The following is a 26,583-nucleotide window of genomic DNA, read 5'->3' as shown; positions in this document are numbered from 1 at the left end:
CAGTGACTCTGACGCAGGAGAGATGATGGTTCCTGAACTCGGCAATTTCGCACTGATCCTGGCGCTGCTTCTGGCAGTGGCACTGGTGGTGGTGCCCATGGTGGGGGCGACGATCCGCCACCCGGGGCTGATGGCCTTCGACCGGCCGCTGGTGGCGGGCATGTTCGTGATGCTCGTGCTCAGCTATGCCTGCCTCACCTGGTCGTTCATGGTGGATGACTTCTCCGTGGGCTATGTGGCCAATAACAGCAACAGCATGCTGCCCTGGTACTACAAGTTCAGCGCCGTCTGGGGTGGACATGAGGGGTCAATGCTGCTTTGGGTACTGATCCTGGGAGCCTGGACGCTGGCGGTTGCCATGTTCAGCCGCAATCTCCCGGATGAGATGCGGGCCCGGGTGCTCTCGATAATGGGGCTTATCGGTGTCGGCTTCATGCTGTTCACGCTGCTTACCTCCAATCCCTTTGAACGCATGCTGCCGAATGTGCCCCAGGACGGGGCTGACCTTAATCCACTGCTGCAGGATTTCGGCCTTATTGTCCACCCACCGATGCTCTACATGGGCTACGTGGGTTTCTCGGTGGTGTTTGCCTTCGCCATCGCCTCGCTGCTCGGGGGGCGTCTGGACGCGGTCTGGGCGCGCTGGTCTCGGCCCTGGACGACCGTGGCATGGGCCTTCCTCACCCTCGGGATCGCCCTGGGCAGCTGGTGGGCCTACTACGAGCTGGGCTGGGGTGGCTGGTGGTTCTGGGATCCGGTCGAGAACGCCTCCTTCATGCCCTGGCTGGTAGGCACGGCCCTGATCCATTCACTGGCGGTGACCGAGAAACGCGGTGTCTTCAAAAGCTGGACGGTGCTGCTGGCCATCATGACCTTCGCCCTGAGCATACTGGGGACCTTCCTGGTGCGTTCCGGGGTGTTGACCTCGGTGCACGCGTTCGCCACCGATCCGGAGCGGGGCTTCTTCATACTGATGATGCTGGCGGTTACCGTGGTCGGCTCTCTGGCCCTCTACGCCATTCGCGCGCCGGCGGTTCAGGGCCGTACCGGCTTTACCCTGTTCTCCCGGGAAGCCCTGCTGCTGCTGAACAACGTGTTCCTGGTGGTGGCAACCTTTGTGGTGCTGCTGGGAACCATTTTCCCGCTGATCCTGGATTACATGGGCGGCGGCACCCTGTCCGTGGGTGAGCCCTACTTCAACCTCACCTTTGTACCCATCGCCCTGATGACCGGGGTCATCCTGGGCTTCGGGGTGGTAACGCGCTGGAAGCGCACACCCGTGGATCTGGTGCTGCGCAAGCTGCTGGTGCCGGCTGTGCTCAGTGTCGTCGTTGCCGTGGCCACGCCGCTGCTGATGGTAGGAGAACTCAGTGCCCTCAGCGTTATTGGCCTGATGGTTGCAGCTTGGGTTGCCTTCGCCACGCTCAGGGATGTGTGGGATAAGACGGCCAGCCGCCAGGGCCGCTGGCATGGGCTGCGCCGGCTTTCGCGCAGCTATAACGGCATGGTTCTGGGTCATGTGGGACTGGCCATGTCGATCGCCGGCGCCACCATGGTTTCCATACACGGGGTAGAGCAGGACCGGCGCATGGCGCCGGGAGATCGGCTCGAGGTGGCCGGCTATGAGTGGCATTTCGTGGATCTGGGGGAACGCCAGGGGCCGAACTTCACGGCTCAGCGGGCAACATTCGACATCTACCGGGAAGGTGAGAAGGTAACTACCGTCTACCCGGAAAAACGCCACTATCCGGTCCGTGGCAGCGTCATGACCAATGCCGGTATCAGTGCTGGAGTCCTCAAGGATCTGTTTGTGGCGCTGGGCGAGAATGTCGAAGGCCAGAGGGCCTGGAGCGTGCGCATCCAGTACAAGCCCATGGTGCGCTGGATCTGGGGGGGTGCCCTGTTCATGGCGCTTGGTGGTGCTTTCGCGGTCAGTGACCGGCGCTACCGGGTCCGCCAGAGGCAGACGGTCACCGCGGCCGAGAAACCCAGGGCCAGTCAGCCTGTGGCTGAAGGAGCCGCATCATGAACCGGATCTGGCTTTTCTTGCCGCTGGTTCTCGCGGTGACGCTGGGTGTGGTGCTCTACTGGGGCCTTGGCGAGGACCCCAGTGAACTGGATTCCGCGCTGGTGGGCCGGCAAGTGCCGTCTTTCGATCTGCCCATGCTGCATGATTCGAAAGTCTCCGCCGGACCGGCGATCTTCAAGGGCAAAGTCCAGCTCCTGAATGTCTGGGGCACCTGGTGTGCCGCCTGCCGGGTAGAGCACCCCCAGCTCAACCGGCTTTCTGAGCAGGGCGTCCCCATTGTTGGACTCAACTACAAGGACGAGCGTGGCGCGGCCCTGGACTGGCTGGAGGAACGCGGCGACCCCTATAGCCGGGTGATCTATGATCCGGAGGGCAGCCTGGGGTTTGACCTCGGCGTCTATGGGGCGCCGGAGACCTACCTGATCGATGCCGAGGGCATCGTCCGCCACCGCCACGTGGGCGTGGTGGATCAAGACGTCTGGGAGTCCGATTTTGAGCCGCTCTATGAACGCTATCGTAAAGACGGCTGAGGCCGTGCTGTTGCTGCTGGCTGTGGTGTTTCTGGCGATGCCGGCCATGGCCCAGGAGCGCTTCGAGGACCCCGAGCTGCGCGAGCGCTTCAGTGAGCTCACTCGCGAGCTCCGGTGCCCGAAGTGCCAGAATGAATCCATTGCCGAATCCGGAGCCCCCATTTCCGAGGACATGCGTGAGCGCGTCCGCCGGATGATGCGGGAAGGGGCCACGGATGAGGAGATCCGCCAGGCCATGGTGGAGCGCTTCGGCAGCTTTGTGAGCTACCGGCCGGCGTTTGCCCCGCGCACCTGGGCACTATGGATCGGTCCCTTTGTGGCGCTGGTGATTGGTGTCGGCGTGGTTCTGGTGCTGGTGGCGCGCAATCGCGCCCGCCGGCAGCTTGATTCGACTCCGCTTTCAGACGAAGAGCGTCGCCGCGCGGAGAAGTGGCTGCGCGATGAATGAATTCCAACCCGAGTGAGCTTTCATGCCCCTGAATTTCTGGCTTGCCGTCATACTTCTGATCATCCTCGCGCTGGTCTTCGTGATCTATCCAATGCTGTTCGCACGCCGCTCCAGGCCCGTGGTGCAGTACCGTGAGCAGAACCTTGCCACCTACCGCACCCGCCTTGCTGAGCTTGAACGCGAACGGGATGAAGGCGCCCTGGATGAGTCCGGCTTCGAGTCCCTCAAGGATGAGCTTGAGATGCGTCTTCTGCGTGATGTTGAGGCGGAGGACAAGGGCGGTGATGGTGGCCCCGGAGGGCGGGCCGGTGTCGTGGTCACGACGCTAGTACTAGCGCTGGCACTGCCGGTGGGCGCCTTCATGCTCTATGATTCGCTGGGGGCCAGTGATCAGGTGGTGCAGTTCCGCGAGCGTCAGCAGATGATGCAGGACGGTATGGATGCCTCGGATGTGGATGCCATGGTCCAGCGTCTGCAGACCCGTCTGGAAGCGGACCCGGATAATCCGGAGGGCTGGGCCATGCTGGGGCGCAGCTACATGCAGCTCGAGCGCTTCCGCGAGGCTGCCGAAGCCTATGGCGAATTGGCCCGCGCCATTGAGCGTGCTGGCAACGGGAATCCAGCGTCGGCCCTGGGGCTGCGGGCCCAGGCCTTGTTCATGGCCAACCGGGGGCAGGTGACCTCTGAGGTTGAGAACGCCATCAGTCGTGCCCGCGAGGGGAACCCGGACGAGGTCAACAGCCTCGGGCTTCTCGGTGTTGAGGCATTCCGCGGTGGTGACTACCGCGAGGCGCTGGATTACTGGGAACGTATTCTGGAGGTTGCACCGGATCACCCGCAGGCCGACAGCATCCGGCGGGGAGTGGCGGCGGCCTATTCCGAGCTCGGAGAGCCGGTGCCGGAAGACCTTCTTCAGGAAGAAGGCCGGAGCGGCGAATCCGGCAGCTAGCAGCCGTTGCGGGGGCGGCCGGCGAGCCGCCTCAGTACACCCACCAGTTCATCCCCTTCCCAGACCTCACGTTCATCCGGATTGGCAAACAGGTGGCGCTCCAGTGCCTGGAGTTCCCGTGTGAGCTGGGGGTCATTCAGGTAGGCGGTAACATCGCCGACGGTGCGCAGAGACGGGCGGTTGAAATGAACCGCCGCCCAGTGCGGCAGCAGGGTCAGGGTATCCGCCTCGCCCCTGCGGGCATGTTCACAGAGGGCGCGGAAGCGCTCCCGGTTGGCTTTCTCCTCGGCGCTCAATCCCGGCGAGTCGTCGCTGGTGTGGCGATTGCGCCACCAGGCAATGCCAGTGATCAGCCACCCGGATGCGAGCACTACCGCCAGCCAGAACCACAGTGGAGGCAGGGTGGCCCCACCGCGGCGGGACAGGTTGATCTTGGAAAGCGCCTCTCTGACGTCCTTCTCGCCGCTATCGCCACCCTCGGCCCCTGCTGCGGGTTCAACTTTCATCTCATGGGTATCCAGAACAGCCTCTCGCTGTTTATCCGCCTCTACGTCCCACCAAGGGATACGGACTTCCGGAAGCGTGATCCGACCGGGCTCAATGGGCACCAGGCTGGAGCGCTTGCGCAGCCGCCCTTCGATGCTGTCTCCGGTCAGCCGTGAATCCGACTTCCAGGGGCTGGGATACTCCCTCAGGCTGTCTGGATAACTGATGGTGAGCCGCGGCAGGGATTCGGGGGCTACGCCCACCGCGCGGATATGGATGTCGCGGCGTATACTGTCGCCGGCGCGCACGGAATCCGGGGAATCCGACCACTCCTGGGTCAGCTCCAGATTGCGCGCGGGCAGCCAGATGTCGCCGCTGAACGATTCCGGTGGCGGGTTCACCTTGATGCGCTGTGCCGGCGCGGTGGCGATCACGGGCACCAGGTCGCCGCCTTCGGTCTGTTTGCGTGCCTCGAAGCGCTGTTCCGGCAGGATCAGGGTACCCGCGGACTGGGGCACGATCACAAAACGCCGTTCCGCCACCTGCCATTCGCGGCCGTCTCTCTCGGCCCGGTATTCGCGCTGCTCGCCCAGTGGCTTGACCATGGCATCCGGAATCGTGGGCGAGGACAGGTTCGCCTGCGCCAGGGGGGGCTCATAGTAGACGCGCTGGGTCAGGATGATCTGCTGCTGTATATAGACCTCCTCCTCGCTCAGGCTGACGTCCAGCTGTGCCTCCGGTTCCGCGCGTTCCGCGGGCGCCACGCCGGGCATCACGGTCACGTCGATGGCGTTGCTCTGCATGTCCTGGAACTGCAGTGCGGGGATGGTCAGCTCGCCCGCTTCCCGGGGTGCCAGTAGAAAGGTCCATGTGACCTGGCCCTGGTTGACGCCGTTCTCGGACTGGATGGCCATGCGCTGGTGGCGGGCCAGTATCCGGAAATCGTCCTCCAGCGGAGCGGTATCCGGATGGGGAATGTCCATCTCCGTGGGATTGAGCAGCGACCCCAGGCTGAAGTCGAGCTCGGTCTCGGTATCGAGGGTGAGGGTGATCAGTTCGTTGGCATAGAGACGCTTGGGATTTGCTGAAGCGGTGAGTTCCGCGAGCGCGGTGCTGCTCCAGCCAGCCAGCATTGCCAGCAGGGCAAGGGTGCACAGGGTAGTCCGACAGATCCGCATGACAGCGCAGTTGCTCCTGATCCGGGTGGCAATCCGTGTGACATCCTCGCGCACCCGGAGCCGCGGCTCAAGCCACGGAACAGGACACAGTTCCGGATCGGCCGGGTTATGTCCAAATCGTAATTGAATGCGGTCAGCCATAAGGAGTTACCGCAAGTCCATGGGCCACAGGGCGTGGTTTTGACTATGCTGAGGGAACGCAGACCCACGGCCACAGGATGCCAGCATGAATGACGAAACCTTCTCCACCATGGCGGAGTTCCAGCAGAAGCTTGACGACACGCTGAGGGAGCGTCTTCCTGCCGACAAGGCGGACCGGATCAGCGATTTCGCCCAGCGCTATTTCGAACACATGCCTTTCGATGAGCTGGTCCAGCAGCGCTTCCTGGATGCCTATGGGGCCGTTCTTTCGGCCTGGGAGTTCATCCAGCAGGGCGCTGGCGAGGAGTCGCGGATATGGGTCTTCAATCCGGATCTTGAGAAGGATGGCTGGGAGTCGAGCCACACGGTGATGTTCGTACTGCACCCGAACATCCCTTTTTTGATCGACTCCATGCGTATGGAGGTCAATGCCCGGGAACTGAACATCCACACCATTCATTACACCATTCTCAATCCCGAGCGGGATGAGAAGGGCGATCTGGTGCGACTCAACGAAGCCGTCAAGAAGCCGCTCGAGCCGGGGGAAGAAGCCCTGATCGTCATGGAAGTGGATCGTCACTCGGACAGTGCGGCGCTTAGCGCTCTGCGGGCGGACGTGGAACAGGTGCTGGGAGAGGTCCGGATCGCGGTGTCGGACTTTCCCCACATGCGTGACAAGGCAAAGGCCATTCTGGAGGAGCTGGCGGATCCGCCGAAAACCCTGTCTGCGGATGAGATCAGTGAGGCCAGGGCCTTCCTGGAATGGCTGGTGGATGACCGTTTCACCTTTCTGGGCTATGACGAATATGACTTCGTGCGCGAGAACCGGCGCACCGAGATCCAGCAGGTGGCCGATTCCGAGCTGGGGATCCTGCGAACCTACAACGAGCGGCCCAGCAGCATCCGCATGAAGGATATGCCACGCCAGACGCGCCAGGCCATGACTGACAGCAGCAGCCTGTTCATCTTTGGCAAGTCCGCCCAGCGCTCGCGGATCCACAGGCCTGCGTATCCGGATTACATCGCCATCAAGAAACTGGATGAAAAGGGGCGTGTCGTGGGGGAGCGGCGCTTTCTCGGCCTCTACACCTCGAGGGTGTATCACGAGCGTCCGGATGAGATTCCGCTTCTACGGCGCAAGATCGAGTACGTACTCAGCCAGTCGGGTTTTCCGCGTGAGGACTACGCTGGCAAGGAGCTGGACCAGATTCTGACGGTCTACCCCAGAGACCAGTTGTTCCAGATCGAGAGCGACGAGCTGCTGAATGTTGCCAAGGCGATTCTCTACATCCAGGAACGGCGCAAGATCCGGCTGTTCATGCGTGAGGATGTGTATGGCCAGTTCGTGACCTGTCTGGTGTTCGTGCCGCGCGAACTGTATTCAACCCAGCTGCGTGTGAGCATGCAGAATGTCATCGTGCGGGCTCTGGATGCCGAGGGTATTGATTTCACCACCTATTTCTCGGAATCCGTACTGGCGCGCACCCAGTTCACGGTACGGGTGCAGCCCCAGGAGAACCGGGTGCTGCCGGTGGAGGAACTGCAGCAGAAACTGGTAGAGCTGGCACGCTCTTGGCAGGACACCCTGCAGGAGGCGTTGGTCGAGCACCACGGCGAAGAGATCGGGACAAGGCTATCCGCCTGTTACGAGAATGCCTTCCCGGCGGGCTACAGGGATATGTTCTCGGCTCGTCGAGCCGCGATCGACGTGGAATATCTGGACCGCATCCATGAAACCGGCCGGATGGCCATGAGCTTTTACCGGGATCCTGAAGAGACGGCCAATACGCTTCACTTCAAACTGTTCCACCCGCACGAGCAGCTGCCGCTGTCGGATGTGATACCGGTGTTCGAGAACATCGGCTTCCGGGTGATCGGCGAGCATCCGTTCGAAATCACGGACCGCCGTGGTAATACCCACTGGATCCACGATTTCGCGCTGCGGTCCCGTTCCGGCAAGTCCATTGACATCGAGCGCATAAGGCCCATCTTTGAATCGCTGTTCACCCGGGTCTGGAATGGCGAGGGGGAGAATGACCATTTCAACCGGCTGGTGCTGGCCAGCTACCTGGACTGGCGCTCCATCGCACTGCTGCGGGCCTATGCCCGTTACATGCAGCAGATCCGCATCAGCAACAGTCAGAACTTCATTGCCGGAACCCTGGCCCGGCACGGCAATCTGGTATCACTGCTGCTGCAGTTCTTCGATGTGCGTTTCAATCCCCAGCGTTACCAGAGCGAGCGCCAGTGCGAAGCGGCCCAGAAGAAGATCGCCATTGAGTTCGGCAGCGGTCTGGATGATGTGCCGAACCTGAGCGAGGATCGGGTTCTGCGGCTGTTCCTTGAGCTGATGCAGGCCACAACCCGGACCAACTTCTACCAGGAGGGCGGCAGCGGTGAAAGCAGCTGCATCAGCCTGAAGTTTGATCCCTCCCAGCTGGCCGACCTGCCACGCCCGCGGCCAGTCTACGAGATCTTTGTCTATTCGCCCCAGGTGGAAGGCGTTCACCTGCGTGGCGGCAAGGTCGCGCGCGGGGGGCTGCGCTGGTCGGACCGGTTCGAGGATTACCGCACCGAGATCCTGGGACTGGTGAAAGCCCAACAGGTCAAGAACGCGGTTATTGTGCCCGTTGGGGCCAAGGGCGGTTTCGTGGCCAAGCAGATTCGACGCGACGCCGACCGTCAGGAGGTGCAGGCCGCCGGGCGTGCCGCCTACAGCTGTTTCATCCGTGGTCTGCTGGATGTGACGGACAACTTCATTGACGGTGAGGTGGTCCCGCCCCCCAATGTGATCCGTCATGATGACGATGACTACTACCTGGTGGTAGCGCCGGACAAGGGCACGGCCACCTTCTCGGACCTGGCCAACGAGATCTCCAATGAATACGGCTTCTGGATGGAGGACGGCTTCGCTTCCGGTGGCAGCTACGGCTATGACCACAAGAAGATGGGAATCACCGCCAAGGGGGCCTGGGTTTCGGTGGAGCGACACTTCCGTGAGTTGGGCGTGAATACCGATACCGATGAGTTCAGCGTTGTCGGGATTGGTGACATGGCCGGCGATGTGTTCGGCAACGGCATGCTGCTGTCGCGGAAGATCCGCCTGGTGGCGGCCTTCAATCACCAGCACATCTTCCTGGACCCGAAGCCGGACACAGAGGCGAGCTTCGGTGAACGCGAGCGTCTGTTCGCGCTGCCGGGCTCCTCCTGGGAAGAGTACGATACGGCGCTGATCTCCGAAGGCGGTGGGGTTTTCAGCCGGGCCTCCAAGTCGATTCCGCTGAGCCAACCGGTCAAGGAGATGCTCGGGACCCGGTCCGATCACATGCCACCGAACATGCTGATTTCCCATCTGCTGCGAATGAAGCATGACCTGCTCTGGCTTGGTGGTATCGGCACCTTTGTGAAGAGCCGTCAGGAGTCCCATGGCGATGTGGGGGACAAGGCCAATGACGGCCTGCGCGTGGACGGCGCCGAACTGGGCTCGCGCGTTGTAGGTGAGGGGGGCAATCTGGGCATGTCCCAGGCCGGGCGCGTGGAGTTTGCGCTGCACGGCGGCCGCTGTAACACGGACTTCATTGACAATTCCGGTGGGGTGGACTGCTCCGACCGGGAGGTCAATATGAAGATCCTGCTCAACCGCCTGGTGGCCCAGGGAGACCTGACCTTTAAGCAGCGCAATGAATTCCTCACCAGCATGACCGATGATGTTTCGCGTCTGGTTCTGGAGAACAACTACCGCCAGACCCAGGCGATTTCCATTGCCAACTCGGAGGGTGCCGACAGGCTTGAGGAATATCGGCGTCTGATGGTGCGGTACGAGAACCGGGGGCTGCTTGACCGGGGGCTTGAGAATCTGCCCGATGAAGAGGCACTGAGCGAGCGCCAGGTGAACGGGCAGGGATTGACCCGTCCGGAACTGTCGGTGCTGATCGCGGTGGTCAAGGCGGACCTCAAGCAGGTGCTGGTGGCCAGCGATCTGCCGGAGGATCCCGGCGTCAAGCCGATGATCCGCGAGATGTTCCCTTCACAGCTTGTGGAACGCTTTGATGACGCACTTGAACGCCATCAGCTGCGGCGCGAGATCATTGCCACACGTGTGGCCAACGACCTGGTCAATCACATGGGCATGACCTTTGTGGAGCGGCTCCAGCAGTCCACTGGCGCGACGCTGCCGTCCATTGCCAGGGCCTATCTGATCGCCAAGAGGATTTACCGTCTGGATTACTGGTGGCAGCAGGTGGAGGCGCTGGATTACCGGATCCCGAGCAGTCTCCAGACCGAGCTCCAGAGCGAGCTGATGCGTCTCGTGCGGCGAGGCGCGCGCTGGCTGCTGCGCAACCGGCGGAGTGAGATCGACATGCAGACCCAGATCGAGCGTTTCCAGGCCCGGCTGGATGCCATGGCGGGTGACCTGCCGTCCTATATCGGCGAGCGGGCGTTGGACGTCTGGCGGAGAGAGCGGGACCGGCTTACGGGTGAGGGCGTACCCGAGCCGCTTGCCGGAGTTGTTGCCGGCTCCGGTCATCTGCTTTCCGGGCTGGGCATCATTGACGCCCGCGAGGAGACCGGTCTGGACCTCCAGGAGGTAGCGCATCTCTACTTCGCCGTGGGAGACGAGCTGGAGCTGGACTGGTTCGCCAGCGCCATATCCGCGCTGGTGCCACGCAGCCATTGGGAGGCATTGGCCCGGGAAAGCTTCCGCGAGGACCTGAACTGGCAGCAGCGGGCACTGACGACCGGGATACTGCGGTCAGGCACGTCGGGAGCGGATCTTGAAGCCACGCTCCAGGCCTGGGCCAGTGAACATGCCGGTCTGATTGAGCGCTGGCACGGTATCATGGGTGAACTGCGTAGCCACAGCACGCCGGAGTACGCCATGTTCTCTGTTGCGTTGCGGGAGCTTCTGGATCTAGCACAGAGCACCGTGCATGTAGGCGTCAGCGGCTGACCGGGCCCTGTGCCAGAGCGACTTGATTGCGGCCATTGTCTTTGGCCGCATAGAGCGCATTGTCGGCCAGTGACAGCCACTGGTGGTGGTCGGCCAGGGTTGCCGTTACCTGGGCAACCCCGATGCTGACTGTGCATTGAAGAATGCCAGCGTCGGTGGTCACTTCCATCGTACCGACCGAATGGCGCAGCCGTTCGCCCAGTATCTTACCGCCTCCGATATCCGTTTCCGGCAGTATCACGGCGAATTCCTCGCCCCCGTAACGACCCGCAATGTCCGTCTGCCTCAGGCGTTCCGAGATCATCCCCGAGACTGCGCGGATCACATCATCACCGGCTTGGTGTCCCCACGTATCATTGACGGGCTTGAAATGATCAATGTCGAGCATTAGCAGCGTTCCAGTGCTGCGGTAGCGGCGGAATCGTTCGAATTCACTGGCCAGGAGTGATTCCCATGCCCGGCGGTTAAGCAGGCCGGTGAGGCCATCGGTCTGACTCTGCTGTTCCAGGCGCGCGTTGGTGCGCTCCATCCGCAGTCGTGCAGTGGCGCTGTCCGTTACGTCATAAACCAGCAGGCAGACATGGTCCACGTCCCCCGAAGCGCTGGTGAGGGGACTGAAGGTGATATTCTGGTACATATAGGGCTCGGTGCCCGTGATCGGCCGTGCGCTGCGGAAAGGGAACGGATGGGGTCGCTGTTCCCAGGTCGTGAAGGTGCGCATGTTCAGGGTCAGAGTCGTTTCCACCTTGCGCCGGAGCCAACCTTGGGGGATATCTGGAAAAACCTCGAACAGTGAGCGGCTCTTGACACGGGTGGCACTGAGCCCGCTGTGGTTTTCCATAAAGCCGTTCCAGAGTTGAATCTCGAATTCGCGATCCAGAACAACCAGCCCGACCTCAATGGTCTGCAGCATGTCCATGATCCAATGGAATTCATGCAGTTCATTCTTTGGTTCTGTCATGCTGGAACCCCGGTTCTGGCGTCGGAAAGCCAGGTGAGAGCCTCGCGCAACGGAGCAACGGACTCCTCGCTGAAAAGCAGGAGCAGATCACATTCGATGTCGTGGGACTCAATGGTGTAGGTGAGTTCGATTGTCAGGATCTGCTGCCAGGCATACTGACTACCGTCGAGAAGGTCGCTGATGTCCAGGTGTGTGCCCAGAACAACCGGGTGGCTGAGTCCGAACCGCCTGTCCATCTGCTGCCCGAAGCCACGCAGGAACGAACCGACCATGATGCTGGAGAGGTCCATGAGGGGTTCGATGTCCTGGTTGGCGCTGTCTTCCTCCGGGGAGCCGAGCAGGTGAGACAGGGTCTCCATGCGGGCATTATTGAGAAGCAAAAGGGCCTCTCCCGCGATGCCGGCGCCATTGAATCCCTGGCACACACCTGACCAGCTGGAGGTGGAACCCGTGATGTTCAGGGCCATCCGCAGCTCGGATGCTGCCAGCATGTTGACGCGCGGTACGGGCAGTTTGATGAAGACATCCAAAAGTCGCGCCAGGAGGTCGCCCGCCTGGCCCATAGCGATATTGGCGGTCTCCTGAAGCGCGTCCTGCCAGGGGACGTCCTGCTCGGCGACGGCGGCTTCGGGCGTGGTGGCCGCTCCTGGGTCGCTCCCGGAGGGGCTGTAAAGCCCGTAATCTTTCAGGGTCCGCGCCAGAACCTGAGGGTCAATGGGTTTGCGAATGAAATTGAGGGCACCCAGTCGACGGACCCGTGCGTAAGCTTCTGGCTGGATGTCCCCGGAAACCACAAGGACAAGAGCGGGCAGCTCTTCCCGATGCACGCACTCAAGCACCACGTAGCCATCGGACCCAGGCATGTTGAGGTCCAGGAAGACCACGGACCCCTTGCCGTTGCGGATGGCCTCAAGGCAGGCATCACCGTCCTCGACAAAGGTCAGCGTGGTGTCCCAGTCCGTCGGCAGGGCCCGGGCCATCTGTTTGCGGGCCATGGAGGAGTCGTCGCAGATGATCACGCCTGTGGACATCGGGGCTCCGGAAAGTTGGGTGAGGATATGCTTTGCCCGTTTCAGGGCAGTATCCCCAAAAGGTAGCAGGCGCCACGGATTTTTCACGGGGTGCCGGCGGGGAAGTCAGCAGGCCCTGTCCATGATAGTATAGGTCTACGTGATTGCGCTGGAGAGCCTCAGATGGCGGATGCCGACAGGTGTTCACTGCTCCGGGAAAAACTGACCCTTGCGGGCCAGCTGGTACGGCTCTCGGAGGAGTCCAGCCACCCGAACACGGTGGTGACGGGAGAGGCGCTGGTTCAAGGAACCGTTGCTCTGCTTGCCGAGGCCAGGAGCATTCTCCTGAAGCTGGTTGCTGAAAGTGCCAGTGATTACACGGGTGAGATCGATTCCCTGGAGACGCTGCGTAGAAGCGTTGGCGAGCAGCCCGGCGAGGTGCAGGTGCTGTCAGCTGCTGCCGCGGACGGCAACAGCTGGTGGTCGAGACTGGAAGTGCTGCTGGCGCGTCAGCAGGAGCCCGGGAGGCGTTCATCGCGGCCGCGTGACGAAACGCTGATCGCTGTTGCAGCGGCAGGACCGGATTGTTCTCCCGACGCCCTTCGATCACTGATCAGTGATTTCAGGGATTATTTTGAGACGTTCGTGGAACGTCATGACCAATGGTAAAAGGCGTTGTCTATGCCCACATCCTTTCTGGAAATCATTCAGCTGCCCACTGGTGAGTACGCCCTGCGCCGGGCTGATGACGAAAGCACGCCCCTGGTGCGGATCCGCTTCTCAGACGAAGCCAAGGAAATGCTCCAGGACAACGACCTGAACGTGGCTAAAGCCATGATCACCGCCGGGCTTGAGGCAGCGGGTTCCACCACCGATGACATCGGTGACATGGACATGGAAGAGGAAGACACCATGCCGCCCGCCTACAACCAGACCGTTCACTGAGAACGGGTCTGCCTCTGCCGCAGTATGACCCCATGGCTATGACCGCGTACGGAGGCGTTTTCCAGGCGGCCATAGCTGTGGCGGCTCAGCCCCGAGGTCCAGAGCACCACAGCATGGCAGGTTCCCGCTGACAGCGCTTTCTCCGCCAGGGTTTCAGCGCTGTGCTGGGTCGAAGAGCGCAGGATCAGCAGCTGGTGCTGGATGATGCCGTGATGCTGCTGCCACTTGCCAACCAGCCCTGCCGGTGGATCGATCCAGGCCAGCCAGCGTTCTTCCTGGTTGAGCTGGGTCAGCATCGGCAACAGCAGCTGGAAGTTCTCGATCTGCTCCTCCGGCAGGATGATCTCCGTTACGTTCGCTTCCGGAGCTGGACTGTCGCCGCTATTCCCTGTATCCGCAGATGCTGCCGGGGTAGGGGTGTCCTGCTGTTCCTGTGGGGTTAGATCCAGTTGTTCCATGATGGGGCTCCTGTCATCTTCTGTGGGGTGGGTCAGTGCAGATCACCGCGGCGGATGACGCCCACGCCCAGCCCTTCGATATCCAGCGGTGTGTTAGTGAGGTCCACCTGGATGGGGTCGAACTCGTCATTCTCGGCAATCAGCCAGACGGTACTGCCCTCCCGGCGGAAGCGTTTGACAGTAACCTCGTCCTCCAGTCGTGCCACCACAATCTGACCGTTGTGGACATCCGTGGTCCGGTGGACCGCCAGCAGGTCGCCGTCGAGGATGCCCACGTTCTCCATGCTGGTCCCGCGAACCCGGAGGAAGTAATCCGCCGCCGGATTGAAAAAGCCCGGCTCCAGGGTGCAGTGATCTTCGATGTTTTCCTCGGCAAGGATGGGGTTGCCGGCGGCAACCTGGCCGATGATCGGGATGCCGGGGCTTTCCTCGACTTCCGGGAGCCGGATGCCGCGACTGGCGCCCTTGACCATTTCGATGGCGCCCTTGCGGGCAAGGGCCCGGAGGTGTTCCTCCGCCGCGTTGGCGGACTTGAACCCCAGCGTGCTGGCGATTTCAGCCCGCGTGGGCGGGTAGCCCGTGGAGTGCACGTGCTCACGGATGAGGTCGAGAATCTGTTGCTGTCTTGGCGTCAGGTTCATAGTCAGGGCCACTGTTTGTCCGTACAGGTACTGTTAATGTATACAGTTTGGGTGGCCCTGTCAAAGGGGGTCAGCCGATGGTGAAAGCGGTTGGGGGAGTGGCGTCACTGGACTGGGTTTCAACGCGGCTCACGGATGCGGCGGGCGGCCCCTGGTGGAGCCAGTCCACGAGCTGGTTGACGGCGTTCTCCTCGCCACAGGCGAGCACTTCCACGCTGCCGTCGGGCTGGTTGCGGGCGTAACCGGTGACGCCCAGCCTCTGTGCCTGGATGCGGGTGTTGTCACGGAAGCTTACGCCCTGAACGCGGCCCTCGACCCGGGCCAGGATGCAGGTCTCTGTCATAGTGTTGTCCTCCTACCAGCGGGCCTTGTCCCACATTTCCGGGTTGGCCCAGTTCTGTGGATTGTTCCATTCCCGCACGTAATTGTAGGTATCCAGGTCATAGGCGAACAGTGTGGCGTTCACGGGATCGGTGTAGTGGTAGAGACGGGTGAATCCCATGCCGATGAAATCCTGGAAGCGCCAGGGGCTGCCGTCGCGCACGTACACGGCGATCCGGGTGGCGCCCATGTTCCGGAGCTGACCAAGCAGCTTCTGGCCCTGCTGTTGTGGCAGCTCCTCCAGTGTGTCGGTGACCAGGGCCAGGTCGAACAGCCCCGGCAGGGGAAAGGCGCTGTTGGGATCGTCAGGGGGTAGACGCAGGCACTGGGCCTCCGCCGGTCGCTCCGGCCATTCCCTCAGGCACTGCTCGGCAAGACCGGGACTGTGTACGACCGAATTGGGCTGGTAGTGCGCCAGGATCATGGTCAGGTCCTGTTCAGGATTGTAACCGTTGGCATCGGTAGCCATGGGTGCCTCGTGGAAGCCGGGAATTACTGGAAGTCTCGGCTTCTGACGCTGAGCCTGTCAATGAGATGGCTGAGGTCATCAAGGCGCCCGGCGAGCACGTGGATGACCCCTTCATGACGCTCGAGCGTGCCGCGTACCTGCAGCAGGCGGGCGTTGAGCAAGGGGCGGCGCTGACAGCGGGCGGTGTCCCGCCAGACGATCACATTGATGTTGCCGGTTTCGTCCTCAAGGGTCACGAAGGTGACGCCGGCGGCGGAACCGGGCCGCTGGCGGCCGGTGACCAGTCCTGAAACGGCCACGGGCCGGCTGCTTTCGGCGCTCTCCAGGTCCACGGCCCGCAGGCAGTGGCGGAGCTGGCCCCTGTCCCGCAGCTGGGCCAGGGGATGGCGTTCCAGTGTGAGCCCTAGGCTGGTGTAGTCCTCGAGCGTCCGCTGGGTTTCATCGGGGGCGGGCATGCGGGAGCGGGAATCCCGCGGCGGTTGTGCGCCTTCACCGGCCAGCGGCAGGGGATGATCCGGCTCCAGCAGGTCCCAGCGGGCCTGGTGGCGGTTGTCGCTGAGCGGTTGCAGCGCGCCGCTGGCGGCCAGGGCCTCCAGGTCGGTACTGCCAAGCCCCGTGCGCCGCCGCAGGTCCTGAAGGCTGGCGTAACCACCCTTGGGGCGGCATTCAACCACGCGCAGTGCGGCTTCCCGGGTGAGGTTGTCGATCAGTCGCAGGCCCAGGCGGACGGCGGGGGCCTTGCTTCCGTCTTCCAGCTGATGTGACTCGAGACTGCGATTAATGTCCACGGGCCGGACCTCGACCCCCTCGCGCCGCGCGTTCTGCACCAGCTGGTAGGGGGAATAGAACCCCATGGGCTGGCTGTTGAGCAGGCCACAGAGAAACGCCGCCGGATGATGGCACTTGAGCCAGGCGCTGACATAGACCAGCAGGGCGAAGCTGGCCGCATGGGATTCCGGGAAGCCATAGCCCCCGAAGCCCTTCATCTGCTGGTAGAGGTTTTCGGCGAATTCAGTGCTGTAGCCGTTACTTTTCATCCCGTCTATAAGCTTGTCCCGAAAGCGGGACAGGTCCCCGTGGTGCTTCCAGGCCGCCATGGCGCGGCGCAGCTGGTCGGCCTCGCCGGCGCTGAAGTTGGCCGCCACCATGGCAACCCGGATGGCCTGTTCCTGGAAAATAGGGACGCCGAACGTGGCTTTGAGGACCTCCTCGATACGTTCGTCCGCGTACTCGAAGCTCTCCGGCGCCTTCCGGCGCTTGAGATAGGGATGCACCATGTTGCCCTGTATGGGGCCAGGGCGCACGATGGCGACCTGCACCACCAGGTCGTAATAGTTGTCTGGCTTAAGGCGCGGCAGCATGCTCATCTGGGCCCGGGACTCCACCTGGAAAACGCCCATGCTGTGGCCTTTCTGGAGCATGCGGTAGACCTCCGGGCACTCCGGCGGTACGTCGGCCAGGCTGGCCGGGCCGCTCCGTTCGCCCACCAGTGCCAGGGTCTTGCGGATGGCGGTGAGCATGCCCAGGGAGAGGACATCCACCTTGAGCAGGCCCAGGGCTTCCAGGTCGTCCTTGTCCCACTGGATGACGGTGCGCCCGGCCATGGCGGCATTTTCCACCGGGACCAGGTCGGCAACCCGTTCCGAGGCAATGACGAAACCACCCACGTGCTGGGACAGATGCCTCGGGAAGCCAATGAGCTCGCGCGCCAGCGGCAGCAGGTGGCGGGCCGGGCCCTGTTCGTCCAGTAGTTCCTTGCGGCGCAATTGCTGTTCCCAGTCATCCCCACTGTCGCGCCAGTCGATACCCTGGATCAGCTGTTCGATGTGCATGGGATCCAGCCCCAGGGCCTTGCCGGCGTCGCGCAGGGCACTGCGCGGGCGGTAGCAGATGACGGTGGCGGCGAGGGCGGCGCGTTCCCGACCGTACTTGCCATAGATGTACTGGATGACCTCCTCGCGGCGCTCATGCTCGAAGTCCACGTCAATATCCGGGGGCTCATCCCGTTCCTTCGAGATGAAGCGTTCCAGCAGCAGGTTAATCCGTCGGGGATCCACCTCGGTGATGCCCAGGCAGTAGCAGACCACGGAGTTGGCGGCGGAGCCCCGTCCCTGGCATAGAATGCCCTGCTCACGGGCAAACCGGACCACGTCATGGATGGTCAGGAAGAAGGGCTCGTAGGCGAGGGTCTCGATCAGCTCGAGTTCATGGTCCAGCTGGCGGTCGATGGTTTCCGGGACACCCTCCGGAAAGCGCCAGTGGCGCCCTTTTTCCACCAGTTCCCGCAGCCAGGAGGTGGGCGTATGGCCTTCGGGGACCAGCTCGCCGGGATATTCGTAGCGCAACTCATCCATGCTGAAATCGCATTGCCGGGCCAGGTTCAGGCTTTCCTTGATCCAGGCTTCCGGGAACAGGCGCTCCAGGCGCTCGCGCGGGCGCAGGTAGGCCTCGGCGTTGCTCTGGAGGTGGTCGGCGGCCTCCGGCAGGGAGCGGCCCAGGCGGATGGCGGTGACCAAATCCTGCAGGGGCTTGCGGCGTCGCCGGTGCATCAGGACATTGCCCGTGGCCACCACCGGACAGCCGAGGCGGGCCGAGAGCTGTTCCAGCCAGTGCCGGCGTTGGTGGTCGCCCTGGGCCAGGGGGCGTTCGGCCATCAGCCGCAGTGCCGGAAACAATGCCATGAGCCGGCGACCGTGCTCGTTGTCCGCCCGGTTGAAGCCAGGGCGCCACAGGGCCAGGCACTGGTCGCGACACAGGCCGAGGTCATCGAACCACAGCTGGTAATGGCCCTTGTCGCTGCGTCGGCGGCCTCGGGTGATGAGCTGGCTGAGCGCGGCGTACCCCTGGCGGTCCGGGGCGATCAGTATCAGGGTGCCGGGCAGGTCCTGCAGCCTGAACTCACTGCCAACCAGCAGGGTCAGTGCCAGTGAACGGGCCCTGGCATGGGCCCGGACGACGCCGGCCAGGGAGCATTCGTCGGTCAGCGCCAGGGCGTGGTAGCCCAGCCGATCGGCTTCCTCGACCAGCTCCTCCGGATGCGAGGCGCCACGCAGGAAGCTGAAGTTGCTGATGCAGTGGAGCTCGGCGTAATCCATCGTCATCCGAACCATCCGTGAATGAACCACTGATCCTGCCGGTTGCGGAACAGCCAGGCACGCTGGCCGTTGTCCAGCAGGGCGATGTAGTAGTCGCGGCGCACGTAGTCGCCATCCCACCAGCCGCCCTGGATGCGCTCGGGGCCGTTGAGCCAGCGGACAGGGGGCCGCTTCAGTGGCTGTGGGGGCTGCTGGAGCCAGAAGGGGCGTGCCGGCCCTGAACGCGGGGGTGTGCTGGTGCCCCGTTGCCGGGCGGGCTGCCAGTGGGCACAGCGCTCCGGACGCGGGTCCGGGGTCCGGCCAGGGGACTGGATGCTGTCCCGCCCCAGCCGGGCCCGCAGCCGGTACAGCAGGGTTTCACGGGCTTGCTGCCGGCTTTCACCGCTGTCGAACAGGTCGTGGCTTTCGGTGGCATCAAGGGCAACCGTGCGTTCTGTTGCCAGTGACAGGGCGTTTACGTCGTCGGGCAGATTGATCGCGGCCAGTCGCAGCAGGGCCAGCTCCAGGAAGGTCTTCGCCCTGGTTTCGCCCCGGCTGGTTTCCAGTTCCAGGGAAGTGGGCGCCCGGTCGGGATGGTGAAGGGTGAGGCTGAGCCGGTCACAGCGGCACTGGCGTTGGCGCAGAAAGGTTTCAAGGTTTCCCAGGAGATGCCCCAGAGGGCTCTGCAGCTGGTCGGTGTTCCGGGTCTCCCGGGTCAGCGTCAGGCTCTGATGGAAGGCCGCCCGGGGATGGAACTCCTGAACGGGGTCACCGGAGCGCCCGAGTATCCGCTGCAGGTCGTCGTACAGTTCCGGTCCCAGGCGGCTGGTCAGCTCCGCCGGGCAGCACGCGAGCAGATCCTCGAGGTGCTGCAGGCCCATGCGGGTCAGCCGCTGACGGACCCTGGCCGGCCAGTCCGTAACCGTGACCGGCAGGCGGTGCAGGGCCTGGAGCATGGTTTCCGGATCCCGTGTGCAGATACAGGCCCCGTGGCGCGCCAGCAGCCGGGCCATGCGCGGGCTGGTGCCGGTGGCCATATGGCCGTTCAGTTCATTCTGTGACAGGTGCTTTGCAAGTACAGCCGCCAGATCTTCCGGCTGCGGGTAGAGGTGGCGCAGCCGGTCGGCGCGGATCAGGATGCCATCCGGTGGCCACAGGGCCAGCGGGGAAGCCAGCTGATAGAGATCCGCTGCCAGCTGTTCCAGCAGCTCCGTCTGGCGGTCTTCGCTGAAGGGGATCAGGGTGAGTTGTGGGCACAGGGCACGGGCTGTGGCCATGGACTGGCCTGCCTGGACCCCCGCCTGCCGGGCCTGTTCGTCCGGCTGCTGGATCACCGGGGGCGTGCCTGTGGTCAGTGCTACCGGTACATCGCTGGTCTGGTGGTGATCCAGCAGCAGCGAGGGGAGATGGAGATACAGCCACAGCATTGGGTCACACCGTCTGGTGGGGGATAACGGGAGGCAGTGTCAGGGTCCGGCTTCCCGCCTGACCGCCGCGCTGGCGCAGCAGCGTCACCCGCAGCTGGTTGGCTCCGGGCACCGCATCAAGGGCCAGTCGCATGGGGGCGGGCGACGCCTGGCTGGTGCCTTCCTGCGGGGTGATGAGAACACCCAGGGTTTGGCTCTCTTCCAGCGCCAGCTGCAGTCGCCGGAGCGCAGCCGGATCACGCCGCCGGCTCCACCCCATCACCATGCCCACGGCGCTGCTGCCCAGAAGCTGCTCCAGGGTCCAGATGTGGTCCGCGCGGCTGCCGGTGCGCACCATGAAGCAGTGCTTGGGGGGTAGTCCCATGCCCTCCAGGGCCGGCGGGTAGGGCGCGTGGGGTGGGTCGACCCAGAACAGGGCTGCTTCGCTGTGGACGCACTGGTGCATGGCATGGGCAAACAGCTGCAGTTCGCCAATGCCGTTGAGGGGGCTGTGGCATTCGATCAGTGCCCCCTGTGGCCAGCCGCTGGTTGCCAGCAGCTGGTCGAGGGCCTCAAAACCGCTGGCAACACCCTGGCAGTGGCCGGCCTTCTGCTGACTCGCCCGCCACAGGCGGGGGTCCTGTTCAAGCTGTGTGCGGGGATGAACGGACATTGCCACCTCGATACTGTTTATATATACAGTATAAAGGCTGTGGCGATGCCCGGCAATGCGTCGAGCGGATCAGCCCGGGACGGGTATCGATGGTTCTCCCGAGGGCTGGACGTAATCCGGGCTTCCCAGGATTCCGGTACCGCGCAGCAGGCTCCAGGCCACCTTGAGGGTGCTGGTATCGCGGCTGGCCAGGTACCACCGGGTCTCCTCACCCCGGTACCGGGTCTTGTGGTAGGCCAGCGACCGGAAGGCATAAAGGCGGTTGCCGTGACGGTACAGGAGCTGGGCCACACGCCGTATCAGCGGATTGTCGCCGGGATGGCCTCAATGTTGTGCAGTGGTGATATCCCCAGGGACAGGTACTCGATGCCTTCCCGGTGGAAGCATTCCATGGCCTCAAGGATGATGAAATCGAGAAGGCCGCTGGGGCTCTGTTCCATGTCCTGACGCAGGATGTTGGCGGTGTATCCCACGACTTCACCGTTCTCGAAGAAGGGGTCGAAGAAAACGTAGCCCAGCAGCCGGTCGCTCCGGTCGTAGGCGTAGAAGCGGCGTACACCCCATTCGTCGCTGAACACCGGCGGCCGCGTGAGCAGCCGGAGCTCGTGGTTGCGTACCCGTTTGTGCTGGCGCCAGCGCCGGGATATATGTTCCATCTGCTCTGTGTCCACCTCGCGGGCCTGCTGTTCCAGCACACGCAGCTGACAGCGTCTGCCCAGGTTGCCGGCGTGACGGAGCTGCTTTTTGTCGCGCCCCACAGTGTCAAATTCCGGAATGCGCACCCGGAATTCCGTGCCCATGGCATTGATGGTAAAGCCCAGCGACCGGAGATCGCCGGTCACATTGTCGTCGATGCCACTGAACAGGAACTGGCCCGGCACCTGCTCCAGGCACTGCCCCAGCAGCAGTGGCTGTATGGAGGGGGCGCAGACGGGGTTGGCAAAGACGATGTTGACGCGCCCGAACAGGGTGCTGACGGGGGCGTAGGCCACAAAGCCGAGTCGCGGGTCTCCGAAACGGCGTACGTCGGACTGGAGGTTGAAGTAGGCACTGGACTGCCGCCCGTAGTGCTGGATCAGCGGGCGACACTGCGCGGCGCTCAGACCTTCACGCCAGTCGCCCAGGTATTGCTGTTTCATGAGAATTGTCATCGCCACTGATCCCTGGTTGCGGTATAAAGAACAGTCTGTCCATACTCATCATGAGCGGCTTTCATGAGGGTTAAGAAGGGGCTGATGATCAAATTGTGATCCAGGCCTTAAGCTGGAATCGGGATCCATGACCGGGCTCACAAAATGCCTATAAATTGCTGAAATTGAAGGACATTTGATTGTTCTACACTGTTCAGGAGAGGCCTCTTTTTTGATTTTTCCGGTCCTCCGGTGAGGATCCCGGATCCGCATCCATTCAGGCGGTATTCGTGGAGCAGTCTATGAAGGAGTGGGTCGCCAACCTGGTTTTCCGGATGATGGCCCTTGTCGGTCTGAGAACCTTTAATGCCCAGTTTCTTGTTTCCTTTATCCTGATTTTTGTACTGCTGGCAGGGCTGGCGGCGAGTCTCTGGCGCAATCTTGTTCCTGAGCCCGGCGCCATTGACACTGCGGTGACTGCCCAGAAGCAGCTCACGGCGGTCAATGAACGGGTTTCCAGTGGTGATGGTGGGGAGGATCAGCTGGCGGAACTGGGGCGCACCCTGGGGCCATTGATCGACGAGCGGGCGGCCTTCAGCGCCCTTGACGACCCCTGGCGGGAATACCAGCGCCTGGTCGGTCAGTCCGGTGGCGGTTCCTCTCCAGAAGTGGCGGCTCTCATGCAGGCCTCGGACAGGATGCGGAATGCACTCGTAGAGGGCGTGGCGGCGGTCAGGCAGGCTGATCAGAGCGCCCGTCGTCAGGCGGCCATGGCGGGCATGGTCCTGCTGCTGATGATGGTTGGCATGCTGGCGATTGGCCGCATCTACGGCAATTTCCATTTCATGGAGCAGGTGGAAAGGCTGCGGCAGAAACTGCGTCAGGTGGCTGACGGGGATTTCTCGGAAACGCTCAGCATCGAGATCCGCGAGAATGAAGTGGGTGAGATGCTGGAGGCCTACAACCTGATGGTCGCCCATGTGGGCGATTTGTTGCGCCAGATCGATGCGGCCACCGCCACGGCGGAAAACAGCGTGCAGCAGGTACTGGATGTCACGGCCAAGACCCATGCGGGTGCGGACCGCCAGAGCCGCGATGTCAGCGAGGCGGCGACCGCGGTCAACCAGATGGCTTCATCCATTCAGGATGTGTCCGGTAATGCCCAGAGCGCAGCCAGCCACGCTCATGAAGCGGCGGACTCAGCCCAGGAAGGAGACAGCGTGGCGCGTGAGGCGCGTCAGCGCATCGATCATCTGGATACCCGGTTCGCGGAGACGGCGCGCACCATGGAGAGCCTGGAGCAGGATGCCCAGGACGTGAGCAAGGTTCTTGGCATGATCCGGGAGATTGCCGACCAGACCAACCTGTTGGCGCTTAATGCGGCCATCGAGGCTGCCCGTGCCGGCGAGTCCGGGCGTGGTTTCGCCGTGGTGGCGGATGAGGTCCGCAATCTGGCCCAGCGGACCCAGGACTCCACCAACCAGGTCCAGGAAACCATCGAGCGGCTTCAGCAGCAGGTCCAGACCCTGGTCAGCGAGAGCGAGGCCAGTGCCAGCGCCAGTCGCGAGAGCGTTGCCTCCGTCAATCAGACGTCCGAGGCCATCCACCGGGTCATGGAAGCCATCGGGCAGATCCAGGGCATGAACGATCAGATCGCGGCAGCCGTGGAACAGCAGAGCCAGGTTTCAGACGACATCAGCCGGCGGATGGAGGCGGTTTCAGAGGTGGCCGAACAGACCGACACCGATGCCGGCCAGACCGTTGAGGCGGCCCGCGCCATACAGGCGCAGATGAATCAGCTGCGTACGACCATGGGGCGTTTCCGCACTCAGTGACCCAGAATCCGCTTGCGCAGGCGCCGCCAGCGGGTGATCAGCCAGTCCATGACCGTGGGCCGGTCATCGATCATTTCCGCTTCTTCCTGATGGGGCCGGGTCGGGTCGCTTTCATCCTCGTCGGATTCCACTTCCACGCCATAGCGCTCGCTGGCGTGTTCCCACTCTTCCCAGTCGTGTGGCGTACCGGCATTCGGCTGATGGAGACGCACCGCCCGCTCCCAGGAATTCTCGCGGAGTGAGTGCTCCCTTTCCTGGTCTGAGGAGTCGATGCCGTATTTTCTGCGGAACTCATCGGGTTTCATGGGCGCCTCCTGCTGCCGCTCACCGTCAGTACCAGTGTAACGACAACCATCGGCGCTGCCATCCTTACCGTCTCACTGTTCCACGAAAGCGCGTTCAATCACGAAGTGGCCCTGATGGCCCTGCTTGGCCTCCTGGAAGCCGCGCTCTGTGAGGATGCTCACCATGTCCTTGAGCAGACCCGGGCTGCCGCAGACCATGAAGCGGTCCTCCTCCAGGCTCAGGTCGGGCATCCCCAGGTTCTTCGTCAGCTCGCCGCTTTCGATCAGGTCCGTGACACGGCCCTGGTTATGGAAGTCCTCGCGGGTGACCGTGGGGTAGTAGGTCAACTGGTCCCGGATCATGTCGCCGAGGTATTCGTGCTGCGGCAGTTCGCTGGTGATGGCTTCGCGGTAGGCCAGCTCATCCACGTAACGCACCCCGTGGACCAGGATGACGTTCTGGAACTGCTCGTAGATCTCCGGGTCCTTGATGATGCTGAGGAAGGGCGCCAGGCCAGTACCGGTGCCGATCAGGAAGAGGTTGCGCCCGGGCAGAAGGTTGCCGCCGATGAGGGTGCCCGTTGGCTTCTGGCCAACCAGAATCTCGTCACCCACTTCCAGGTGCTGCAGGCGTGAGGTCAGGGGGCCGTCCTGGACCTTGATGCTGAAGAACTCAAGGGTGTCTTCATGGTTGGCGCTGGCCATGCTGTAGGCCCGCATCAGTGGTTTGCCGTCCCCCAGCTGCAGGCCGATCATGGTGAACTGGCCGTTCTTGAACCGGAACGCCGGATCACGGGTTGTGCGGAAGCTGAAGAGTTCGTCCGTCCAGTGGTGAACGTCCAGTACTTTCTCCACATTGTATTTGCCCATGAATGCTACCTCGCTGATGGCTCACCGGGTGAGTGGGCGCAGGCAGTTGCCTGGACGATACCCAGTGTTTAACGTATGTATTGGTTGAATGGATTATCAGGCTATGTTCTATCGGAACAATCGATTATGAAGTACACGCTGCGCCAGCTTGAGGTGTTCCTGGCCACGGCCCGAAATGAAAACATAACCCGCGCGGCCGATGAGCTGGCCATGTCCCAGTCGGCTGCAAGCGGTGCGCTGCGTGATCTCGAGAACCAGTTCAGCGTTCAGCTTTTCGACCGCATGGGCAAGCGCCTGCAGCTCAATGAGCTGGGCCGGCTGGTACGCCCGAGAGTCGCCGCGCTGCTCGATGAAGCCCAGGAGCTGGAACATGCGCTGGCGCGTCATGCCGAGGTGGGGCACGTCAAGGTGGGTGCCACGCTGACCATCGGCAACTATATGGCGGTGCCGATTATGGCACGATTCATGAGTGAAAACGAGGGCGCGAATGTCTCGCTGGAGATCGCCAACACCCGCACCATCGGGCGCAAGGTGGCCGATTTTGAACTGGATGTGGGCCTTATTGAGGGAGAAATCCATTCCCCGGAGCTGGAGGTAATCCCCTGGCGTGGCGATCGGCTGACGGTGTTCTGCGCCCCGGACCACCCGATGGCCGGGCGTGAGGCGCTGACCGACGAAGACCTTTTGGCAGCCACCTGGATCCTGCGCGAGGGCGGCTCCGGAACGCGCCAGACCTTTGATCGGGCCATGCACGGGCTGCTGCCGGATCTCAACGTGCTGCTGGAACTGCAGCACACCGAGGCCATCAAGCGCGCCGTGGGTACCGGTATGGGCGTGGGCTGCCTGTCCGAGGTGGCCCTGAGGGATGCCTTCGAGCGTGGAGACCTGATCCCGCTTCCCGTGCCTCACCGGGATCTGGCCCGCTCGTTCTATTTCATCCTGCATCGCCAGAAGTACCGCAGCGCCGGCGTGGATCAGTGGCTGAAACTGTGCCGTGAGACCACCGGCCTCACTGGAACCATGGAGGCGCCCGATGACGCATGAACTGCAGAGTCGGGAGATTCGGCTTGCCTGGCTGGGATTCATCACCGCACTGCTGCCGATACTGACGTTCCACACCACCTACCTGCTTTCCGCATGGCATGGCCATGTGCCCTGGTGCATTCCGTACTGGGATGCCTGTACCTCCATCAGCGCCACCGGGCGCAACGGCCTCGCCTATTTCATCTTCAAGGGGGCAATGATCCCGGCGATCACGCTCCAGGTTCTGTTCTGGGCCATCAATCACCACTGGCTGAAGGCGCTGGGCTACCCGCGTGGCAAGGCCGTGGGCTGGCTCGGGGCGCTGGCGGCCGCCTTCCTGCTGCCCTATGTGCTGAGCCTGGGTCATTCCGGGGGCGCTTTTGAGCTGGCTCGGCGCATCGGCACGGCCGGCTACGTGGGGGTAACAGGCATTGTCCAGATCCTTCTGGGCAGTGTCCTGTGGCGTTCGCGCTATCCGCTGCTGCAGCGGGGTGGGGCGCGGTTGCTGACGCTGAGCGCCGTCACGCTTGGGATCGCGATCCTGTCGCTGGTGCTTCAGTCCATTCCAGGATTCAACTATGACCCCATTAAGTATGCCTTCGACTGGATCCTGATCGTGCTGCTCAACGTACACGGGATTGGAGTGGCCATACTCTGGTGGCGGGCCGGACTGGCGGTTACACTGCCGCGCACCCTCAATCTGGAGTAGCG

At 62.8% G+C, this 26,583-nt stretch carries 24 protein-coding genes; 10 read left to right on the top strand and 14 right to left on the bottom strand.

Going from position 1 to position 26,583, the window contains the following annotated elements:
- Positions 1-25: 25 nt before the first annotated feature.
- From H4I92_RS16520 to ccmI, 4 genes are read left to right on the top strand one after another with little or no spacing between them, the layout of a single operon-like run.
- The gene (locus H4I92_RS16520; RefSeq protein WP_077531607.1) at positions 26-2,029 is read left to right on the top strand and encodes a heme lyase CcmF/NrfE family subunit; all 2,004 of its coding nucleotides are present in this window, start codon (positions 26-28) and stop codon (positions 2,027-2,029) included.
- On the top strand, positions 2,026-2,559 hold the full coding sequence (locus tag H4I92_RS16515) for a DsbE family thiol:disulfide interchange protein (protein ID WP_077531606.1): 534 nt from the start codon (positions 2,026-2,028) through the stop codon (positions 2,557-2,559). Before H4I92_RS16520 ends, H4I92_RS16515 begins: the two co-directional genes overlap by 4 nt.
- Positions 2,534-3,007 carry a cytochrome c-type biogenesis protein gene (locus H4I92_RS16510; RefSeq protein WP_179105748.1) on the top strand — a complete coding sequence of 158 codons (474 nt, stop codon included), beginning with the start codon at positions 2,534-2,536 and terminating at the stop codon, positions 3,005-3,007. The genes H4I92_RS16515 and H4I92_RS16510 overlap by 26 nt, the downstream gene beginning before the upstream one ends.
- Before the next feature lie 22 nt (positions 3,008-3,029).
- Positions 3,030-3,956, top strand: a complete 927-nt coding sequence (ccmI, locus tag H4I92_RS16505; protein ID WP_077531604.1) for a c-type cytochrome biogenesis protein CcmI — start codon at positions 3,030-3,032, stop codon at positions 3,954-3,956.
- Here the strand turns inward: ccmI and H4I92_RS16500 are convergent.
- Complete coding sequence (locus H4I92_RS16500; RefSeq protein WP_179105747.1) at positions 3,953-5,620, bottom strand: BatD family protein; 1,668 nt, start codon at positions 5,618-5,620, stop codon at positions 3,953-3,955. The genes ccmI and H4I92_RS16500 overlap by 4 nt on opposite strands.
- A gap of 226 nt (positions 5,621-5,846) precedes the next feature.
- Here H4I92_RS16500 and H4I92_RS16495 point away from each other — a divergent pair, with 226 nt between their 5' ends.
- The gene (locus H4I92_RS16495; RefSeq protein ID WP_077531602.1) at positions 5,847-10,712 is read left to right on the top strand and encodes an NAD-glutamate dehydrogenase; all 4,866 of its coding nucleotides are present in this window, start codon (positions 5,847-5,849) and stop codon (positions 10,710-10,712) included.
- Here H4I92_RS16495 and H4I92_RS16490 read toward each other — a convergent pair.
- Both H4I92_RS16490 and H4I92_RS16485 read right to left on the bottom strand, forming a co-directional pair.
- Positions 10,702-11,673 (bottom strand): sensor domain-containing diguanylate cyclase, encoded by a 972-nt coding sequence (locus H4I92_RS16490; RefSeq protein WP_077531601.1) that lies wholly within the window; start codon positions 11,671-11,673, stop codon positions 10,702-10,704. The two genes, H4I92_RS16495 and H4I92_RS16490, sit on opposite strands and share 11 nt — an antisense overlap.
- Positions 11,670-12,704 carry a response regulator gene (locus H4I92_RS16485; protein WP_077531600.1) on the bottom strand — a complete coding sequence of 345 codons (1,035 nt, stop codon included), beginning with the start codon at positions 12,702-12,704 and terminating at the stop codon, positions 11,670-11,672. Before H4I92_RS16485 ends, H4I92_RS16490 begins: the two co-directional genes overlap by 4 nt.
- A gap of 162 nt (positions 12,705-12,866) precedes the next feature.
- Here H4I92_RS16485 and H4I92_RS16480 point away from each other — a divergent pair, with 162 nt between their 5' ends.
- Both H4I92_RS16480 and H4I92_RS16475 read left to right on the top strand, forming a co-directional pair.
- Entirely contained in the window at positions 12,867-13,352 is a 486-nt protein-coding gene (locus tag H4I92_RS16480) for a DUF6586 family protein (RefSeq protein WP_077531599.1), read from the top strand.
- Between the two features lie 12 nt (positions 13,353-13,364).
- Positions 13,365-13,628 carry a hypothetical protein gene (locus H4I92_RS16475; RefSeq protein WP_077531598.1) on the top strand — a complete coding sequence of 88 codons (264 nt, stop codon included), beginning with the start codon at positions 13,365-13,367 and terminating at the stop codon, positions 13,626-13,628.
- Here H4I92_RS16475 and H4I92_RS16470 read toward each other — a convergent pair.
- From H4I92_RS16470 to H4I92_RS16430, 9 genes are all read right to left on the bottom strand, one after another.
- Positions 13,622-14,086: a cell division inhibitor SulA gene (locus H4I92_RS16470; protein WP_077531597.1), complete on the bottom strand. Its 465-nt coding sequence runs from the start codon at positions 14,084-14,086 to the stop codon at positions 13,622-13,624. The genes H4I92_RS16475 and H4I92_RS16470 overlap by 7 nt on opposite strands.
- 32 nt (positions 14,087-14,118) lie before the next feature.
- Positions 14,119-14,733, bottom strand: a complete 615-nt coding sequence (gene lexA, locus H4I92_RS16465) for a transcriptional repressor LexA (RefSeq protein ID WP_479694242.1) — start codon at positions 14,731-14,733, stop codon at positions 14,119-14,121.
- Positions 14,734-14,797: 64 nt separating this feature from the next.
- Entirely contained in the window at positions 14,798-15,070 is a 273-nt protein-coding gene (gene yccX / locus H4I92_RS16460; RefSeq protein WP_077531595.1) for an acylphosphatase, read from the bottom strand.
- A gap of 12 nt (positions 15,071-15,082) precedes the next feature.
- On the bottom strand, positions 15,083-15,577 hold the full coding sequence (locus tag H4I92_RS16455; RefSeq protein ID WP_077531594.1) for a DUF6231 family protein: 495 nt from the start codon (positions 15,575-15,577) through the stop codon (positions 15,083-15,085).
- Between the two features lie 23 nt (positions 15,578-15,600).
- Complete coding sequence (locus H4I92_RS16450; protein WP_245800954.1) at positions 15,601-18,678, bottom strand: error-prone DNA polymerase; 3,078 nt, start codon at positions 18,676-18,678, stop codon at positions 15,601-15,603.
- Positions 18,675-20,078 (bottom strand): Y-family DNA polymerase, encoded by a 1,404-nt coding sequence (locus H4I92_RS16445; RefSeq protein WP_077531593.1) that lies wholly within the window; start codon positions 20,076-20,078, stop codon positions 18,675-18,677. The genes H4I92_RS16450 and H4I92_RS16445 overlap by 4 nt, the downstream gene beginning before the upstream one ends.
- A 4-nt stretch (positions 20,079-20,082) precedes the next feature.
- Positions 20,083-20,730: a translesion DNA synthesis-associated protein ImuA gene (gene imuA / locus H4I92_RS16440; protein ID WP_077531592.1), complete on the bottom strand. Its 648-nt coding sequence runs from the start codon at positions 20,728-20,730 to the stop codon at positions 20,083-20,085.
- A 69-nt stretch (positions 20,731-20,799) separates the two neighbouring features.
- Positions 20,800-21,021 carry a hypothetical protein gene (locus tag H4I92_RS16435; RefSeq protein WP_080506806.1) on the bottom strand — a complete coding sequence of 74 codons (222 nt, stop codon included), beginning with the start codon at positions 21,019-21,021 and terminating at the stop codon, positions 20,800-20,802.
- A gap of 8 nt (positions 21,022-21,029) precedes the next feature.
- Positions 21,030-21,869, bottom strand: coding sequence for a DUF2156 domain-containing protein (locus tag H4I92_RS16430; RefSeq protein ID WP_179105746.1), 840 nt, complete (start codon positions 21,867-21,869; stop codon positions 21,030-21,032).
- A 293-nt stretch (positions 21,870-22,162) separates the two neighbouring features.
- Between H4I92_RS16430 and H4I92_RS16425 the strand changes: the two genes are divergently transcribed.
- Positions 22,163-23,695, top strand: a complete 1,533-nt coding sequence (locus H4I92_RS16425) for a methyl-accepting chemotaxis protein (RefSeq protein ID WP_077531589.1) — start codon at positions 22,163-22,165, stop codon at positions 23,693-23,695.
- Here H4I92_RS16425 and H4I92_RS16420 read toward each other — a convergent pair.
- Both H4I92_RS16420 and H4I92_RS16415 read right to left on the bottom strand, forming a co-directional pair.
- On the bottom strand, positions 23,689-24,000 hold the full coding sequence (locus tag H4I92_RS16420; protein WP_179105622.1) for a hypothetical protein: 312 nt from the start codon (positions 23,998-24,000) through the stop codon (positions 23,689-23,691). The two genes, H4I92_RS16425 and H4I92_RS16420, sit on opposite strands and share 7 nt — an antisense overlap.
- Positions 24,001-24,072: 72 nt before the next feature.
- Positions 24,073-24,849, bottom strand: a complete 777-nt coding sequence (locus H4I92_RS16415) for a ferredoxin--NADP reductase (protein WP_077531588.1) — start codon at positions 24,847-24,849, stop codon at positions 24,073-24,075.
- 126 nt (positions 24,850-24,975) lie between these two features.
- Between H4I92_RS16415 and H4I92_RS16410 the strand changes: the two genes are divergently transcribed.
- Positions 24,976-25,893, top strand: coding sequence for a LysR family transcriptional regulator (locus tag H4I92_RS16410; protein WP_077531587.1), 918 nt, complete (start codon positions 24,976-24,978; stop codon positions 25,891-25,893).
- Positions 25,883-26,581, top strand: a complete 699-nt coding sequence (locus H4I92_RS16405) for a hypothetical protein (protein WP_077531586.1) — start codon at positions 25,883-25,885, stop codon at positions 26,579-26,581. Before H4I92_RS16410 ends, H4I92_RS16405 begins: the two co-directional genes overlap by 11 nt.
- Positions 26,582-26,583: the final 2 nt, after the last annotated feature.

The organism is Vreelandella halophila (assembly GCF_019903425.1).
Lineage (GTDB): Bacteria > Pseudomonadota > Gammaproteobacteria > Pseudomonadales > Oleiphilaceae > Halospina > Halospina halophila.
The sequence above is the reverse complement of the archived record's forward strand: the minus strand, read 5'-3'. Positions and strand labels throughout refer to the sequence as shown.